Origin of the sequence: Streptomyces sp. NPDC021224 (assembly GCF_044332905.1) — a bacterium.
Lineage (GTDB): Bacteria > Actinomycetota > Actinomycetes > Streptomycetales > Streptomycetaceae > Actinacidiphila.
The window spans coordinates 1065876-1081876 of sequence record NZ_JBIRPW010000001.1 but is presented as its reverse complement, the minus strand read 5'-3'; the positions used below and the strand labels follow the sequence as shown (position 1 = coordinate 1081876).

The 16001-nt window shown below is 74.0% G+C and carries 12 protein-coding genes and 1 pseudogene; 4 read left to right on the top strand and 9 right to left on the bottom strand.

Annotation, left to right across the window (positions count from 1 at the left end; all coding sequences use genetic code 11):
- Window positions 1–3: 3 nt before the first annotated feature.
- The 3 genes and pseudogenes from ACH4PY_RS04785 to ACH4PY_RS04775 all read right to left on the bottom strand — a co-directional run bounded on the left by ACH4PY_RS04785 (window position 4) and on the right by ACH4PY_RS04775 (window position 4277).
- A complete protein-coding gene (locus ACH4PY_RS04785) occupies window positions 4–915 on the bottom strand; it encodes a phosphoribosylaminoimidazolesuccinocarboxamide synthase (protein ID WP_398175874.1) in 912 nt (303 codons plus the stop codon).
- Window positions 916–1000: 85 nt separating this feature from the next.
- Window positions 1001–2500 (bottom strand): N,N-dimethylformamidase beta subunit family domain-containing protein, encoded by a 1500-nt coding sequence (locus tag ACH4PY_RS04780; protein WP_398175872.1) that lies wholly within the window; start codon window positions 2498–2500, stop codon window positions 1001–1003.
- A gap of 240 nt (window positions 2501–2740) precedes the next feature.
- A pseudogene (locus tag ACH4PY_RS04775) lies at window positions 2741–4277 on the bottom strand (MDR family MFS transporter).
- Between the two features lie 148 nt (window positions 4278–4425).
- Here ACH4PY_RS04775 and ACH4PY_RS04770 point away from each other — a divergent pair.
- On the top strand, window positions 4426–5043 hold the full coding sequence (locus ACH4PY_RS04770; protein WP_398175870.1) for a TetR/AcrR family transcriptional regulator: 618 nt from the start codon (window positions 4426–4428) through the stop codon (window positions 5041–5043).
- Here the strand turns inward: ACH4PY_RS04770 and ACH4PY_RS04765 are convergent.
- The gene (locus ACH4PY_RS04765) at window positions 5036–6667 is read right to left on the bottom strand and encodes a hypothetical protein (protein ID WP_398176096.1); all 1632 of its coding nucleotides are present in this window, start codon (window positions 6665–6667) and stop codon (window positions 5036–5038) included. The two genes, ACH4PY_RS04770 and ACH4PY_RS04765, sit on opposite strands and share 8 nt — an antisense overlap.
- A 606-nt stretch (window positions 6668–7273) precedes the next feature.
- Window positions 7274–8533, bottom strand: a complete 1260-nt coding sequence (purD, locus tag ACH4PY_RS04760) for a phosphoribosylamine--glycine ligase (protein WP_398175868.1) — start codon at window positions 8531–8533, stop codon at window positions 7274–7276.
- 192 nt (window positions 8534–8725) lie between these two features.
- Here purD and ACH4PY_RS04755 point away from each other — a divergent pair, with 192 nt between their 5' ends.
- Window positions 8726–9604, top strand: coding sequence for an SLATT domain-containing protein (locus ACH4PY_RS04755; protein ID WP_398175866.1), 879 nt, complete (start codon window positions 8726–8728; stop codon window positions 9602–9604).
- Window positions 9605–9643: 39 nt separating this feature from the next.
- Here the strand turns inward: ACH4PY_RS04755 and ACH4PY_RS04750 are convergent, their stop codons facing one another.
- Both ACH4PY_RS04750 and ACH4PY_RS04745 read right to left on the bottom strand, forming a co-directional pair.
- Complete coding sequence (locus ACH4PY_RS04750; protein WP_398175864.1) at window positions 9644–10297, bottom strand: hypothetical protein; 654 nt, start codon at window positions 10295–10297, stop codon at window positions 9644–9646.
- Window positions 10298–10352: 55 nt separating this feature from the next.
- Window positions 10353–11051 (bottom strand): GntR family transcriptional regulator, encoded by a 699-nt coding sequence (locus ACH4PY_RS04745; protein WP_398175862.1) that lies wholly within the window; start codon window positions 11049–11051, stop codon window positions 10353–10355.
- A gap of 262 nt (window positions 11052–11313) precedes the next feature.
- On the opposite strand from ACH4PY_RS04745, the gene ACH4PY_RS04740 reads away from it, so the two are divergent.
- Entirely contained in the window at window positions 11314–13017 is a 1704-nt protein-coding gene (locus ACH4PY_RS04740) for a protein kinase (protein ID WP_398175860.1), read from the top strand.
- A gap of 65 nt (window positions 13018–13082) precedes the next feature.
- Here ACH4PY_RS04740 and ACH4PY_RS04735 read toward each other — a convergent pair whose 3' ends face one another.
- Window positions 13083–14366 (bottom strand): adenylosuccinate synthase, encoded by a 1284-nt coding sequence (locus tag ACH4PY_RS04735; protein WP_398175858.1) that lies wholly within the window; start codon window positions 14364–14366, stop codon window positions 13083–13085.
- Between the two features lie 193 nt (window positions 14367–14559).
- Here ACH4PY_RS04735 and ACH4PY_RS04730 point away from each other — a divergent pair, with 193 nt between their 5' ends.
- Entirely contained in the window at window positions 14560–15351 is a 792-nt protein-coding gene (locus ACH4PY_RS04730) for a diacylglycerol kinase (protein ID WP_398176094.1), read from the top strand.
- 12 nt (window positions 15352–15363) lie between these two features.
- Here ACH4PY_RS04730 and ACH4PY_RS04725 read toward each other — a convergent pair whose 3' ends face one another.
- Entirely contained in the window at window positions 15364–15867 is a 504-nt protein-coding gene (locus tag ACH4PY_RS04725; protein ID WP_398176092.1) for a GbsR/MarR family transcriptional regulator, read from the bottom strand.
- Between the last annotated feature and the right edge of the window lie 134 nt (window positions 15868–16001).

Genomic DNA, 16001 nt, shown 5'->3' with positions numbered 1-16001 from the left:
GGGTCACGTCCAGGGGGTCCCGGTGAGCCACTCGTAGGCCTCGATGTAACGGGCCCGGGACTGCTCGACGATCTCGGCCGGCAGCTGCGGGGGCGGGGTGTGGCCGGTGCGGTCCCAGCCGGACGCGGGCGAGGTCAGCCAGTCGCGGATGAACTGCTTGTCGAAGGACGGCTGCGCGTGGCCCGGCTCCCACTGGTCGGCCGGCCAGTAGCGGGAGGAGTCCGGGGTCAGCACCTCGTCGCCGATGACCAGGTCGTGCGGGTCCGCGCCCGGCACGTAGCCGAACTCGAACTTCGTGTCGGCCAGGATCAGCCCGCGCTCCCTGGCGATGTCGCGCGCGCGGCCGTAGACGGCGAGGGTGGTCTGCCGCAGCCGGGCCGCCGTCTCCGCGCCGACCTGACGGGCGACCTCCTCGTACGACACGTTCTCGTCGTGCTCGCCGACCGCGGCCTTCGTCGCCGGGGTGAAGATCGGCGCGGGCAGCTCCGAACCGTCCACCAGGCCCTCGGGCAGGGCCAGTCCGCACACCGTGCGGTGCTCGGCGTACTCCAGCAGGCCCGAGCCCGTCAGATACCCGCGGGCCACCGCCTCGACCGGCACCATGTCCAGCGCACGGCACACCATCGTCCGCCCCTCCCACTCCGCGGGCGCGCCCGCGGGCAGGTCGGTGGACAGGACATGGTTGGGCACCAGGTCCGCGAGCTGCTCGAACCACCACAGGGACAGCTGGGTCAGCACCCGCCCCTTGTCCGGGATGTCGGTGGGCAGCACCCAGTCGTAGGCCGAGATGCGGTCGCTGGCGACCATCACCAGATTCCCGTCGGCGTCCCGGTACAGCTCACGCACCTTGCCGGTGTGCAGATGGACCAGTCCGGGTACCTGCGCGGGCTCCGGCTTGTCGACGAATCCGGGCATGGGTCGTCCTCCCCAAATAGGTGGTTCAGCCCCCGATTCTCGCGTACGGGAGGGGATGCGGCGCGCGGGGGCTCACCGCCCGGGGTCAGTCCCGTTTGCAGATACGGTCCAGCAGATTGGCCGTCGCCCGCTGGACCCGCGCGTCCACGTGCCCCGGCCGGTCCAGCGCAGGCGACCACGCGAAGGTGCCCGACGCGAAGACGTACGCCCCGCTCGGCGCCCGGTACAGCGACGTCTCCTGGTGCCGCCGCCGCCCGTCCGCCGCCTCGTACGGGGAGTGCGCGAGCAGGATGCGCTCGGTCGACTCCGGCAGCGGGACCCGCGGGAAGTAGCGGTCCGCCTCACCCGCCACCAGGTCCTCGATCTCGTCCCCCTCCCCCGCGCCCGTCGCCTCCCACAGCCAGTGCGAGGCGTTCCGCACCACCAGCGGCGACGGCTGCGGCACCCGGCCCGCGTACTGCACGCCCATCACCAGCTGCTCCGGCTCCCCCAGCTCCCGCCACAGGCTCACCTTGCCGCCGCGCCCCTCCCCGCGGTGCTTGCGGCAGCTCAGCAGCCGGTCCGGCTCCCCCGACGCCGACGCGGACAGCTCCACCTGCCAGTACATGGTGTTCGCCGAGAGGAAGACCAGCGAGGTGCCCAGGTCCCGGGCCCGCTCCACCGCCCGCCGCATCGGCGCCGACCAGTACTCGTCGTGCCCGGGGAAGACCAGCCCCCGGTAGAGCGCCGGATCCACCCGCCCCGCGTGCAGGTCGCGGGCGTCCGCGTACGCCAGGTCGTAGCCGTGCCGCTCCGCGAACCGCACGAAGTCGTAGGCGTGCCCGATGTGCAGCGGCAGGCCCGCGCCCGCGTACGGGCGGTCGAACGACACCGTCCCGGCCGCGTCCGCCTCGCCCAGCAGCCGGCCCTCGCCGTCCCACGCGTGATACAGGCTCGCGCCCGTCCGGCCGTCCTCCGGATACAGGTTGTACGCCTGCCACGTCACGTCCGGGAGCAGCAGCAGCAGATCCGCGGAGGCCGCGGGATCGCGCACCGTGAACGGCACATGGCTGCGGTAGCCGTCGGCCGTCGTCAGCACCGCGACGTACGCGCCCGTCCGCCAGTTCGGCGGCACCTGGAGCCGCCACGACTGCCACCAGTGGTGGCACGAGACCGTACGGCCCGCGGCGAGCGGCGCCGGCTGCACGATCCCCGACAACCGCGGGCTCGCGCTCACCAGCGCCGCGCCGTCACCGCCGTAGTGCCCGATCCGGTAGACGTCCACGGTGAACTCCTGCGGCGGATCCACCGTGATCCGGAAGTCGAGCGCACCGCCCGGCGCGACACCGCCCGCCGACGCGAACCCCTTGATCTGCCGCCGTACGTCGTCCGCCATCCGCGGCCCCGGCAGATGCGGCCGCCTCGGCGCCTCACCGCTGCTCGCGGCGAGATCGACGTACCACGGCACGGCCGGCTCGCCGCCCTCCTCGCGGTCCGCGTACTCCGACTCCCCGCGCAGCCACGGCAACGGCCCCTGCCCGAACGGGTCCGACACCCCGTGCGCCAGCGCCCCGGACTCCCACCGTCTGATCCGATCCGCCCCCACAGCCCAGCCTCCGTCCCCGCCGGTCGCCCTCTCCTCCTCCGCCGGACGCCCCGTCCCTCGCGTACTCCCCGCGGTCCCCGTCCCGGGCGGAGACCGGGGCAATGGTGCGGTGTGCTCTGACCAGCACATCACAGGATGCGGTGCCGTGGTTACGTTTCGTGCTGAATTTCGCCCTGGGGGGTGGGCTTTCGGCTGCGCCGGGCGGGCGGGTGCGCTCCGGGGCGCTGGGTGCGGCAGGGGTCAACCGGCCGTGACGGCCGGGGCCTTGCCCTGGTCGGCGGCGGGCCGCGGACCGGCCTTCTTCAGCGGAACCTCGACGACGAGGACGGCCGCGACGAAAGCGAGCGCGCACAGGATCGCGGCGGTCGCGAAGATGTGGCCGGTGCCGGTGGTGACCGCGTCCAGGTAGGCGTCGTGCGCTCCGGCCGGCAGGTGCCGCAGGGCGGCGGGGTCGGCCCCGGCACCCGCGGGCACCGCGGGCCCGACGGCGCGGGTGAACAGCGAGCCGAAGACGGCGACACCGAGGGATCCGCCGAGCGTGCGGAAGAGGTTGACCGAACTCATGGCGGCGCCCATGTCGCGCAGCGGCACGCTGTTCTGCGCGATGGTGCCCGCCATCTGCAGGGTGAAGCCGAGGCCGATCCCGACGAGGACCATGTAGGCGCAGGTCAGCCAGGAGGACGTACCGGTGCCCATGGTGGCCAGCAGCCCCAGGCCCGTAGTGAGGAACACGGCCCCGAGGACGGGGAAGACCTTGTACCTGCCGGTCGCGGACATGATCTTGCCCGCGACGGTGGAGACGATCACCACGGGGATCATCATCGGCAGCATCAGCAGCCCGGAGTCGGTGGCGGAGGCGCCCTGCACGGTCTGCTGGAACAGCGGCAGGTACAGGCCCGCACCGAACATGACGACACCGGCGACGAGGATCATCACCATCGCCAGCGGGTAGTTGCGGTGGTTGGTGAACACGCTCAGCGGCAGCAGCGGCTCACCGGCGCGCTTCTCCACGGCGACGAACGCGACGAGTCCGAGCACGGCGGCCACGCCGAGGCCGACGACCTGCCAGGACCCCCACGCGTAGGTCGTGCCCGCCCAGGTGGCGGCCAGCACGATCGCGGTGACGGCACCGGTCAGCAGGGCGATGCCCGCCCAGTCCATCCGTGCCTCGATGCGCCGGGCGGGAACGTGCAGGGTCCCGCCACAGCCATCCCAGGGCCACCAGGCCGAGCGGCAGGTTGATGTAGAAGGCCCAGCGCCAGTCGAAGTGGCCGGTGACGAAGCCGCCGAGCAGCGGGCCGCCGACCGTGCCGATCGCCATGACGGAGGCGGTCATGCCCTGGTACCTGCCGCGCTCGCGCGGCGGCACGAGGGCGCCGATCAGCGCGAAGGCGCCCGCGCCGATGCCCCCGGCGCCGATGCCCTGCACGACCCGGAAGGCGATCAGCTCGGTCATGGATCCGGCCGCGCCGCACAGCGCCGATCCGGCGACGAACACGGCGATGGACGCCAGGTACAGGGGCTTGCGCCCGAACAGGTCGCCGAGCTTGCCCCAGATCGGGGTGGTGACGGCGGTGACGAGCGTGTAGCCGGTGACGACCCAGGAGATGTGCTCCAGGCCGCCCAGATCGCCGACGATCGTCGGCATCGCGGTGCTGACGACCATGTTGTCGAGCATCGAGAGCAACATCGCGAGCATGACGCCGAGCAGTACCCAGCGCACGTTCCTCGGCACGGTGCCGGGCTGCGCGGGGGTGGGGGACGCGGTCGCGGACATGGTGGATCACCCCTTTCGGGGGTCGGGATTCGGGAGGTGGGGGCGGTCGGGCGGTGCCTCGACCCGCCTCACCAGAAAAGCACACCGACACAACAAGTGCAACCGTTCCACTTTTGCACTCGGGCAACCGAACGGTACGATCGACCCCATGAGCAGCCCCGAGACCGGCACAGCGACGACGCCCCCGGGCCGCCGCGAGCGCAAGAAGGCCGCCACCCGCCAGGCCATCGCGGACGCGGCACTGCGCCTGTTCCTGGAGCGCGGCTACGACGACGTGGGCATCCGCGAGATCGCGGACGCCGCCGACGTGTCCACCACCACGCTGTTCAAGCACTTCCCGGTCAAGGAAGCCCTGGTCTTCGACGAGGACGAGGAGCAGGAGGCCCGCCTGCTCGCCGCCGTACGCGACCGCCCCGCCGGACAGTCGGTCCCCGGGGCCCTGTGCGAGCACGCGCTGCACTACCGCATGGCGGCAGCCGGCAGCGACGACCGCTTCACCGCCTTCTTCGACCTGGTCGACAACACCCCGGCCCTGCGCGACTACGTCCAGGCCATGTGGCTGCGCCACACGGCGGCCCTGGCCGCGGCCGTCGCCGAGGACTGCGGCCTGCCCGCGGACGATCCCGCCTGCACCGCGCTGGCCCACTTCGCCCTGGAGGCCCCGCGCGCCGCCCGCGGCCACGACGACCCGCGTGCGGCCGTCGTCCGCGCCTTCGAGCTCCTCGAACGCGGCTGGCTCGGTGTCGGCGGACGAGAGCCTAGGTGAGGCGGAGGGATTCCTCCGGGCGGACGCCGAGCGCGGAGAGCCAGGCCCGGAGAGGGGCGGCGTCGCCGTTCTCGACGAGGCGGAGGACGGGCCATCCGAGGTCGCCGCGACGGGCACCGTCGACCACCAGGGCGGGACCGTCGAGCCAGTCGAGCCCCGCACCCGCACCCGCCGTGTCCACCGCGGCACAGCACACGATCGCCGTGACATGCTCGGTCAGCAGCTCGCGCCCCGTCCGCGGCGGCAGCAGCTCGTACACGGGCGTGTCCCCGGACGCCGGGACCGACCCCGCCGTCTCGTCCGCGGCGACGAGTGCCCCGATGCGCGCGGCCAGCTCCTCGCTGCCCCCGGCGGCGAGCCGGTCGATGACGCGGGCCAGCGTCGCGCTGCCGGGCTCGGAGTCGAGAAGCACCCCGCGGCCGCGGGCCGAGGGCCCGTACTCGGAGGCGGCGCCCGCCGGGGCCGTCCGCCGCCCCGGCCGCACCTCGTCCAGCACGCGTATCAGCCGCGCGGCCTCCATCCGCCAGATGCGGTCGACGACCTCGTCGGGATAGCGGGCCCAGCTCACCGGCGCCCAGTCGGGCCCGGCGCACCGGGCGCCGCCGTGGAAGAGCCGTGCCGCGAGCAGCGACACCGCCTCGTCCACCACACCGGGCTCCTCCAGCAGATCGCACGCGGGCCGCTCGCCGAGCCTGCTCTCGAAACCGTCGGCCAGCCGGTCCCGGCGGGACAGCTCGGTGAGGGCGGCGACCACCCCGGCGTCCAGCCGGGAGGGCCAGCGGCCCATCCGCCACGCGGGCAGTGCGACCCGGGTCAGCAGCCGGTCCCAGCCCGCGTACGCGAGCCCGACCTGTTCCTGGGCGACGATCCGCAGCCCGTAGTCCACGGCCTGCGCCCGCTCGGACGCGCCCGCGGCCACCCCGCGCTCCATTTCCGCGACATGCGCGCGGCACCCGCGCAACAGCAGCCGCGCCGACCAGCCCAGCACCCCGTACGCGGGCCGCAGCAGCACCGACCGCTCGCGCCGGCCCTGCCCGGCGACCGCCACGGCGGCGTCCAGCCCGCGGACGAAGCGGCGGGCGGCGAATATCTCCGGATCGGCCGCCGCACCCGTACCCGCGACCACCGGCGCGAGCAGCGCGCGCAACTCCGCGACCCGCATCCACCACAAGAACGGCGAACCGATCACCAGCACGGGAGCGGGCCGCCGCTCCACCGCGCCCGAAACCGGCCTGCGGTCCTCCAGCCAGCTGTCGCAGTCCGGCGTCAGCTCTATGCCCGACGGGGCCGGCACCTGAAGCGTCTCCGCCAGGTCGGCGACCATCCGGTGCAGGTCAGGGGCGGCGGTCTCCGACACGGGCACCGCCGGGCTCACCGCGGGGCGGGCCCGCACGATCACCGCGGCCACAGCCGCGGACACCGCCAGCACGACGAGCGCCACGCCCGTCACGCCCCAGCGGACCCCCTCCCACCCGGCACCGGAAAGACGGCCGGTCGCGGCGGCGGCGTGCAGCAGCACGGCGGCGGCCGCGGGCAGCAGGGCCGCGGTGAGCGCGGCGCCGCGCACCCGCAGGACCGCGAGGGCGCGGGCCCGCGCGAATGCCTCGCCTGCTTCTCCGGCCATCGGGCGGCTCACCCCCTGCGCGTCGGCGACCGCCCCGGTGACGGCCTCCCCCCACTGTCGCACCGCCCACCGACATCGCAATGGCCGTACGGCTGTTTGCCGCAATGTCCTGCGGTGCGCCTCCGGCACCCTAGTTCGCCCCTCCCGAGCGGGTCAGCCATACGGCCGACCCATCACTCCTTGGAGTGGCTTCCCCCCCAACTTCCCCCGGCTGCGCCTTGCGGTGACGTTCGCGACCGTCCGCCGGTGGGGGCTGAGCGCGCAGTTCTCCCCCAGAGCTTCGCCTGGGAGGTACCCCCACGCGCCCCTGAAAAACGGGGACTCTCCCTCGCGGACGTGCCCCAAAAGCGCTCACCCCCACCGGCAGGCAGCCGCTGAACCGGCCTGGAGGGGGACGGTGCGGGGTGCCCCCGCAGGAATGCGCTGGGAGTAGCTCACCAACACGGCAAGAGGCCGAAGGCGCATTCCGAGGAGGTGCCCCGTGGCGGCCCCCGACCCACCCAGCGTCGCGCCGCGTAAAGCGGGGCGAAGAAATGCGCGACCAGCCCCCACCGCAGGGAAGGTCGCGCGGCGAGCCGCGCCACGCAGAACGGAGCGCCCCCCACCTCACCCCGCAGCCGCGGACTCCGCGATGTCGGACCGGTGGTGCGCCCCGTCGAGCCGCACCGCGGCAACCGCCGCATACGCCGAGGCGCGCGCGGCGCCCAGATCCGCCCCGGTCGCGGTCACCGACAGAACGCGACCGCCCGCACTGACCACACCCCCCTCCGCGTCGAACCGCGTCCCCGCGTGCAGGACGTACGCGGCGTCGGACTCCGCCTCGGCGAGCCCGGTGATGGGGTCGCCGACGCGGGGCGTGCCGGGGTAGTTGTGGGAGGCGATCACGACGGTGACGGCCGCGTCGTCGCTCCACCGCAGCGCGGGGTACGCGGCGAGCTGCCCGGTCGCGGCGGCGCGCAGCAGCCCGGCGAGGGGGCTGCGCAGCCGCGCGAGGACGACCTGCGTCTCGGGGTCGCCGAAGCGCGCGTTGAACTCGATGACGCGGACGCCGCGGGAGGTGATGGCGAGCCCGGCGTAGAGGAGGCCCGCGAAGGGCGTGCCGCGGCGGCGCATCTCGTCGACGGTGGGCTGCAGGACGGTCCGCTCGACCTCGTCGACGAGTTTGGGGTCGGCCCACGGGAGCGGCGAGTACGCACCCATGCCACCCGTGTTGGGGCCCTCGTCGCCGTCGAGGGCGCGTTTGAAGTCCTGGGCGGGCTGGAGGGGGACGACGGTGTGGCCGTCGGTGACGGCGAAGAGCGAGACCTCGGGTCCGTCGAGGTATTCCTCGATGACGACCCGGCCGGAGGGCGCGGCGACGCAGGCGAGCGCGTGCTCGCGGGCCGCGGCGGCGTCGTCGGTGACGACGACGCCCTTGCCCGCGGCGAGCCCGTCGTCCTTGACGACGTAGGGCGCGCCGAAGGCGTCGAGCGCGCGGTCGATCTCGTCGGCGGTGGCGCAGACGTAGGAGCGCGCGGTGGGCACACCGGCTGCGGCCATGACGTCCTTGGCGAAGGCCTTGGACCCTTCGAGCTGGGCGGCTTCCCCGGAGGGGCCGAAGCAGTCGATGCCGCGGGCGCGGACCGCGTCGGCGACTCCGGCGACGAGCGGGGCCTCCGGGCCGACGATGACGAAGTCGGCGCCGAGGTCGGCGGCGAGCGCGGCGACGGCGGCGCCGTCGAGGATGTCGACCGGGTGCAGTTCGGCCACGTCCGCGATGCCCGCGTTGCCCGGGGCGCAGTGCAGGGACGTGACGTCCGGGTCGAGGGACAGGGAACGGCACAGGGCGTGTTCGCGGGCTCCGCCGCCGATGACAAGGACCTTCACGCGCACCAGGGTAGTGGCCCGCACCGGCACCGCCGACCTCACTCTTTCGGGCGACCGCCGTCCGGGTCCCACACCTGCTCACGCAGCCCGCCGGGGCGGAAACCCGGGATCGTCCCCGCCGGGCCCCGGCGTTCGGCGCTAAGAAGAGAGCTTCGTCACTTCAGGTCACGGAGCGGTGCGAGGGAGCGTGCGGTGGGGCAGCAGGACATGTATCCCGAGGAGTCCCCTCGGGAGGAGCCTGAACGGCGGGCGCTGCACCCCCGGCACGACCCGTACGACGAGCGGTACGAGGGGCCGTACGACGAGCGGCGCGAGCCGTACGACGAGCGGCCGGAGGAGCCGCGCGACGCGGTGGAGGGCCCGGCGTACGGGCCGCCGGGCGGTGGCCGGGTGCGCCGCGAGGACCTGCGGGCGCTGCCCTTCCCGCGCGGGGACTGGGGGGAGCCCGCGCAGCGCCTGGACGAGCTGTACCGGTGGGCGGAGTGCGGGGCGCTGCGCACCGCGGACTGGTATCTGCGGGACCGGGTGTGGAAGCGTCGCGGGGCGCGTCTGCTGCGCTGCGGGGCGGCGGCGTTCGCCGCGGTGGGCGCGGCGCTGCCGCTCGCGGAGCTGGCGGGGGCGGGCGGGTCGCCGGTGGCGTGGGGGTATCTGGCGCTGCTGCTGGCGACGGTGTGCGTGGCCGCGGACCGTGTGCTGGGGCTGACGGCGGGCTGGATGCGGGACGTGGGCACCGCGCAGGGCGTGGAGCGGCGGCTGGAGCAGTTGCGCTTCGACTGGGCGTCGGAGAGCGTGCGGGAGGTGCTGGGCCCGGCGGAGGGCACCGCGGGGGAGGCCGCGGAGCGCTGTCTGGCGATTCTGCGGCGCTTCTGCGACGACGTGGCGGACCTGGTCCGTATGGAGACGGCGGAGTGGATGGTGGACTTCGGCCCGGGGTCGGCGGGGACGCCGCTGCGGACGCAGTCGCCCGCGTGGACCCCGGCCCGTACCGAGCCTCCGCCGCCGCGCGTGCCGCATCCCAGTGCCCGGCCGACCATGCCGCGCCAGCGTCCGCCGGAGAATCCGCGGCCGTGACCGGCCCGGCGGTCCGCCGGGCCGGCCACGGGGGTGCGCTCAGCTGAAGACGATCATGGAGCCCTGGCCGAGCGAGCGGGTCGCCGCCGCGTGCAGGCCGAGCCAGACGTGGTGCTCGCGCGCGAAGGGCCCGGCGGGCGGTTCCGCGCCGGTGAGGGCGGGTTCCTCCAGCGTGGTGTGGCGCTCGGGCGGTGCGGGGGCCTGCGGCGGGTTGGCGGGGTCGATGCCGATCGCGGGCGCGACGAACTCCAGCTCGCGCAGCAGCCCGTGGCTGGAGCCCAGCGGGCCGCCGCTCTCCAGTAGTTCGTCGTTGACGACCGGGTGCGGGAAGTCCAGCGGCACGTAGGCGCCCGCGTGGTCGTAGTGCCACACCAGGTGGGAGGCCTGCGCGGTGCTCTCGAACATCTCCAGCAACTGCTCGTAGTCCCCGCCGAGTTCGTCGACGGGCGACACTTCGAGCCCTTGCAGGCTCAGGAGGTAGGCGCGGCGCAGGAAGTGCAGCGCGTCGTAGTCGAAGCAGGCGATGGGGGCGACGTCTCCGGACAGTCCGGGCATGTACGCGTAGACGGGCACGGGCGGCTGTCCGGCGTCGCCGAGTGCCTTGTCGTAGCGGGCGAGTTCCTCGGAGAAGGGGTTTTCCGGGCTGTGGCAGAGGACGTCCACCAGCGGCACCAGCCACAGGTCGCAGGCCACGTACGAACTCCATCCGGTCGGGGGCGTACAGCGTAAGTCGCCCGTGCCGGTCGCGTCAGGAGCGTGCGGGCGCCAGCTTTTCGAGCAGGGCGCGGGTGTGCGCGTTGGACTCCGCGGTGAGGGCGTGGACGGCGGCGGTGTCGCCCTGGGCGACGGCGTCGACGAGGGCGACGTGCCCGGCCCAGCAGACGCCCGCGGGGTCGGCGAGGGCGCGCAGGTGGGGGACGGCGTAGATCCACGTCTGGGTGCGGATGCGGTCGAGGAAGTCGCAGATGTGCGGGTTTCCGCGGATCGCGGACAGCTCGCGCCAGAAGCGCAGGTCGCAGCCCGCGAGGACGTCGAGACTGCCGGCCTGGGCGGCGTGCGCGGCGGCCTCGGCGCGGCGGCGGACGGAGGCCAGGACGTCGGCGGGGACCTCGCCCATGCCGCGTTCCCGGCCGGCCAGCTCGCGGAAGAAGGCCTCGACGACGAAGGCGCGGGCCTCGGTGAGGGAGCGGAAGTCGGCGGCGCTGAACTGCCGTACCTGGAAGCCGCGGTGCTGCTCGACGTCGAGCAGGCCCTGCGCGGCCAGGTCGACGAGCGCCTCGCGCACCGGGGTCGCGGACACCCCGTACAGCTCGGCGATCTCCTTGACGGTGAAGTGCCGGCCTGCCTGGAGGCGGCCGGTGAGCACCTCGTCGCGCAGGGCGTCGGCGATCTGCTGGCGCAGGCTGCTGCGCCGTACCGCCGCGGCCGGGCCGCCGGTCTCCGGCATCCCCGCCTCCTCACTCGCCGTGCTCGCCGTACTCGCCGTACTTGTCCGCGCTCGCCGTGCCTGTTCGCGCTCGCCGGACGCGTCCTGCCCGCGGGCCGCGGTCGCTGCGGCGCGCGGTCCCGCAGGGGGACACCTTAGGCGAGGCCCGGCGGTGCCGCGCGCGGCCTCCGCACCTCCGTACGAAGTTTCGTACGCATATTCTTCGCTCTGGCAGGGGGGTGGCGCGCGCACGTCACGTCGGGGCGGAGACGGGGGAACACGCATGGTCGACCAGCTCAGAGCGGACGATCCGCAGCGGATCGGGGCCTACCGGCTGCTCGGCAGGCTGGGCACCGGCGGCATGGGCCGGGTCTTCCTCGCGCGTTCGGAGCGCGGCCGCACGGTCGCGGTGAAGCTGGTGCGCCCCGAACTGGCGGCGCAGGAGGAATTCCGCGGCCGTTTCCGCCGCGAGGTGCGCGCGGCGCTGCGGGTCGGCGGGACATGGACCGCGCCGGTGCTGGACGCGGACACCGAGGCGGAGATCCCCTGGGTGGCCACCGGTTACGTGCCGGGACCCTCGCTGCACCAGGTGATCAAGGACTACGGGCCGCTGCCGGAGCGCTCGGTCGCGGTGCTCGCCGCGGGGCTCGCGCACGCGCTGACCGACATCCACACCGCGGGTCTGGTGCACCGCGACCTCAAGCCGTCCAATGTGATGATCACGATCGACGGCCCCCGGGTCATCGACTTCGGCATCGCCCGCGCCCTGGAGACGGTCGCCGACGGCAGCGGCTCGATCACCCACACCGGCGCCATGGTCGGCTCCCCCGCCTTCATGTCGCCCGAGCAGGTGCGCGGCGACCGTGTCACCCCGGCCTGCGACGTCTTCTGCCTCGGCTCCGTGCTGGCCTATGCGGCGACCGGGCTGCAGCCCTTCGGGGCGGCGAGCAGCGGGGTGCACGCCCAGATGTTCCGCATCGTGCAGGAGCCGCCGGACCTGACCGCGGTGCCGGAGGGCCTGCGCGCCCTGGTCGCCGCGTGCCTGACCAAGGACCCGGCGGAGCGCCCCTCCCTCACCCGGGTCCTGGAGCTCATCGACGGCGCGCGGGGCGGGGCGGCGGCGCAGGAGCCCGACGCGGGGAGGGCCGAGCCGTGGCTGCCGAGCGCGATCGTGGCGCAGCTCGGGCGGCACGCCGTCCAACTGCTGGAGCTGGAACTGGAGGCGGAGTCGGGGGCGGAGCCCGGGGCGACGACCACGGCGGCGGGCCGGACGGGTGCGGAGGCCCCGCCCCCGGAGCGCACCCCGCCGCCCGCGCCGGAGGCGGTCGCACCGCCCGCTCCCGTGGCCCCGACCGCCGTGCAGGCCCCTGCTCCCCCGCCGCAGCCGCGGCGCGGGCGGCGCGGCGCGCTGGTGGCCGCCCTGGCGCTGCTCGCGGTCGCGGCGGGCGGCGCCACCGCGTACGTCCTGGTCCAGGGGAAGGGCCACGGCACGCAGGGGTCGCCGCCCGCGACCGGCGCGCCGACCGCCGGGACCTCGTCGGCCGCGCCCGTAGCGACGTCGGCGCCCGGCGGCACGCCGAGCGCGTCGCAGGACCCGTCGCCCGCGGCGACGGACGGCGGGGACGGCACCGCCCGTGTCGAGCCGCCCGCGGACCTCGTCGGCACCTGGCAGACGTCCTACGACACGGCGGCGGGCGTGACGGACTCGCGCACGCTGGTCATCGGCCCGGACGGCACGGTGACCCTCAACGGCGACCGCACGGACGGCGTCCACACCCTCTACCAGTGCCAGTGGCTGATGACGGTGACGGACGCGGGCTCGCCGGTCCGGCTGAGCCCGTCGTCGGTGGTCTCCGGCAAGCCCGCCGCCTCCTGCTCCCCGGGCAGCGCGACGACCCTCGTGCTGCAGGACGCCACGCACCTCAAGCGGCTCGGTGTGGCGGGCGAGAAGCACCCGCCGGTCTACAAGAAGCAGCCGGACGCGTAGCCGGGCAGCGGTAAGCCCCGCGCACCTGGTGCGCGGGGCTTACCGGAAGGGCCGTCAGACACGGCTCACAGGAACGAGTTGATCTCGATCGTCTCGGTCCGGCCGGGACCGACGCCGATCGCGGAGATCGGCGCCCCGGACATCTCCTCCAGCGCCTTGACGTAGCTCTGCGCGTTCTTCGGCAGGTCGGCGAAGGTCTTCGCCTTGGTGATGTCCTCCGACCAGCCCGGCAGGTACTCGTAGACCGGCTTGGCGTGGTGGAAGTCGGTCTGGCTGTAGGGCAGTTCCTCGACGCGGCGGCCGTCGATCTCGTAGGCGACGCAGACCGGGATCTGCTCCCAGCCGGTGAGGATGTCGAGCTTGGTCAGGAAGAAGTCGGTCAGGCCGTTGACGCGGGTGGCGTAGCGGGCGATCACCGCGTCGAACCAGCCGCAGCGCCGGTTGCGTCCGGTGGTGACGCCGAACTCGTGGCCCACCGTGCGCAGCCGCTCGCCGTCCTCGTCGAACAGCTCGGTGGGGAACGGCCCCGAGCCCACGCGCGTTGTGTAGGCCTTGAGGATGCCGATGACCCGGGTGATCTTCGTCGGGCCCACACCGCTGCCGGTGCAGGCGCCGCCGGACGTCGGGTTGGACGAGGTGACGAAGGGGTAGGTGCCGTGGTCGACGTCCAGGAGTGTGCCCTGGCCGCCCTCCATGAGCACGACCTTGCCCTCGTCCAGCGCCTGGTTGAGGATCAGCGCGGTGTCCGCGACGTAGTCCTTGAGCAGTTCGGCGTAGCCGAGGTACTCCTCGACGACCTGCTCGGTGCTGATCGCGCGCCGGTTGAAGATCTTCACCAGGATCTGGTTCTTGTCCTGGAGCGCCGCGTCGACCTTCTGCTGGAGGATCGATTCGTCGAACAGGTCCTGCACGCGGATGCCGACGCGGTTGATCTTGTCCGCGTACGCCGGGCCGATGCCGCGCCCGGTGGTGCCGATCTTGCGCTTGCCCAGGAAGCGCTCCGTCACCTTGTCGATGGTCTGGTGATAGGGCGTGATCAGATGGGCGTTACCGCTGATCAGCAGTTTGGAGGTGTCGACACCGCGCTCACCCAGCCCGCTCAGCTCGGAGAGCAGCACGGCCGGGTCGACGACCACCCCGTTGCCGATCACCGGAGTGCAACTGGGCGAGAGGATCCCGGAGGGGAGGAGGTGGAGTGCGTATTTCTGGTCGCCGACAACGACGGTGTGTCCGGCGTTGTTGCCGCCCTGGTAGCGGACTACGTAGTCGACGGAGCCGCCGAGCAGGTCGGTGGCCTTCCCCTTGCCCTCGTCACCCCACTGAGCACCGAGCAGCACAAGTGCGGGCACAGGCGTACACCCCTTCCGGGCGGGGCATGTCCAACGTGCAGAGCCGTCGAAACCTGCCCCGGAATAGACGAAGCCCCTGACGCAAAGGCGCAAGGGGCTCTTGCACCGAGATTTTACCTGAGGAAGGACCAAGGTGTCGGCTCACCCTCCTGGGCATCCCCCGCCGGACTCCGTCCGGAGGTCGGACCTGCTGCTGGTCGTCGATCCGGCAGCGCGGGCGGCCGATGGCGAGTCCGTCCGAATTGCGAGAGATGTTCTTTTCGCGGGAGCCGCGTCGGTGAAGATCGTCTTCCCGGAGTCCGACGAGGAGGCCGAGCGCGCCCTCGCCCACCGCGGGCGGCGCCGCCCCGTCCTGCTCGGTGACGACCTGGCCCTGCTGCGTACCGTACGGGCCCTGCACCGCGACCGCACCCTGCACGAGGCGCCGCTCGCCCTGGTGCCGATCGGCCAGCGCTCGGCGCTCGCCCGCGGCCTCGGCGTGCCCGGCGACGTCCCGGCCGCGGCCCGCGCGGTGCTGGACGGCTCCCACCGCGAGCTCGACCTGCTGGTCGACGAGAGCGGCGGCATCGTCCTGGGCGCCCTCAGCATCCCGTGCGGGGCGCCGCTCCCGCAGACCACCGCGCACTGGTGGACGCCCGTCGAGAAGACCGCCCGCCAGCTCGTGCGCACCCTGACCGCGCCGATACCCGCGGGCGGCCACCACCCGCCGCGGCAGCGGCTGCGCGTGGAGGCCGACGGGGTGCTGCTGGCCGATCTGGACCAGCCGGTGCAGGAGGTGTCCGTCCGCCCGGCGCCGGCCGGTCTCGCCGAGGTGTGCGTACGCCGCCCGGAGGGCGCGGGGCCGGTACGGGCGCGGGCCCGCACCGTCACCGTCTCGGGCCGCGACTTCCGCTACCGGGCCGACTCCGCCGTGACCGGCCCCGTCCGCACCCGCACCTGGACGGTCGAGCCCGCGGCCTGGCGGCTGACGGTGCCGCGGCACTGAGCCGCGGGGGCGTCAGGCCTCCTCGCGCCGCCCGTGCTGCTCGTGCCAGCGGTCGAGCAGGGCGACCAGCTCACGCTGGAGGAAGACGAAGAAGTCGGCGGTCTCGGCGAGCCGCCGCCCGGCCGGGCTGTCCTCGCCGAGGCTGTGCACGCCCGAGCGCAGCGTGGCCTCCCAGCGGCCGAGCATCTGCTCGCGGCTGGTGAAGGTCTCGAACCACTGGTCGCTGTGCAGCCGGTACAGCTCGCGCCGTGAGCCGGGGTGCCGCTCGCGGCCGATCAGCCCGGTCTGCGCGAGGTAGCGCACCGCGCCGGACACGGCCGCCGGGCTGACCAGCAGCCGGTCGGACAGCTCGGCCGAGCTGAGCGCGCCGTCCGGCGAGGCCAGCAGGGCGGCGAAGATCCGGGCGGGCATGCGCGGCATCCCGGCGTCGGCGAGCTGCCCGGCGAACCGCTCCACGAAGGCCGCCGCCTCCGGCTCCAGCCCCCCGCCGTCCGCCGCCTCCTCCTGCGAGGACACGGGCGCGGCCGTGTCGCCCGCGGCGCCCTGCGGGCCGTCAAAAGTCCGTACTGGTTCCTGCTGCACCGTCCGCCTCCCGCTCCGGGCTCTGCTCCGAAAGTTTAACCCTTTCGTGAACTTCACAAATTTCTGAA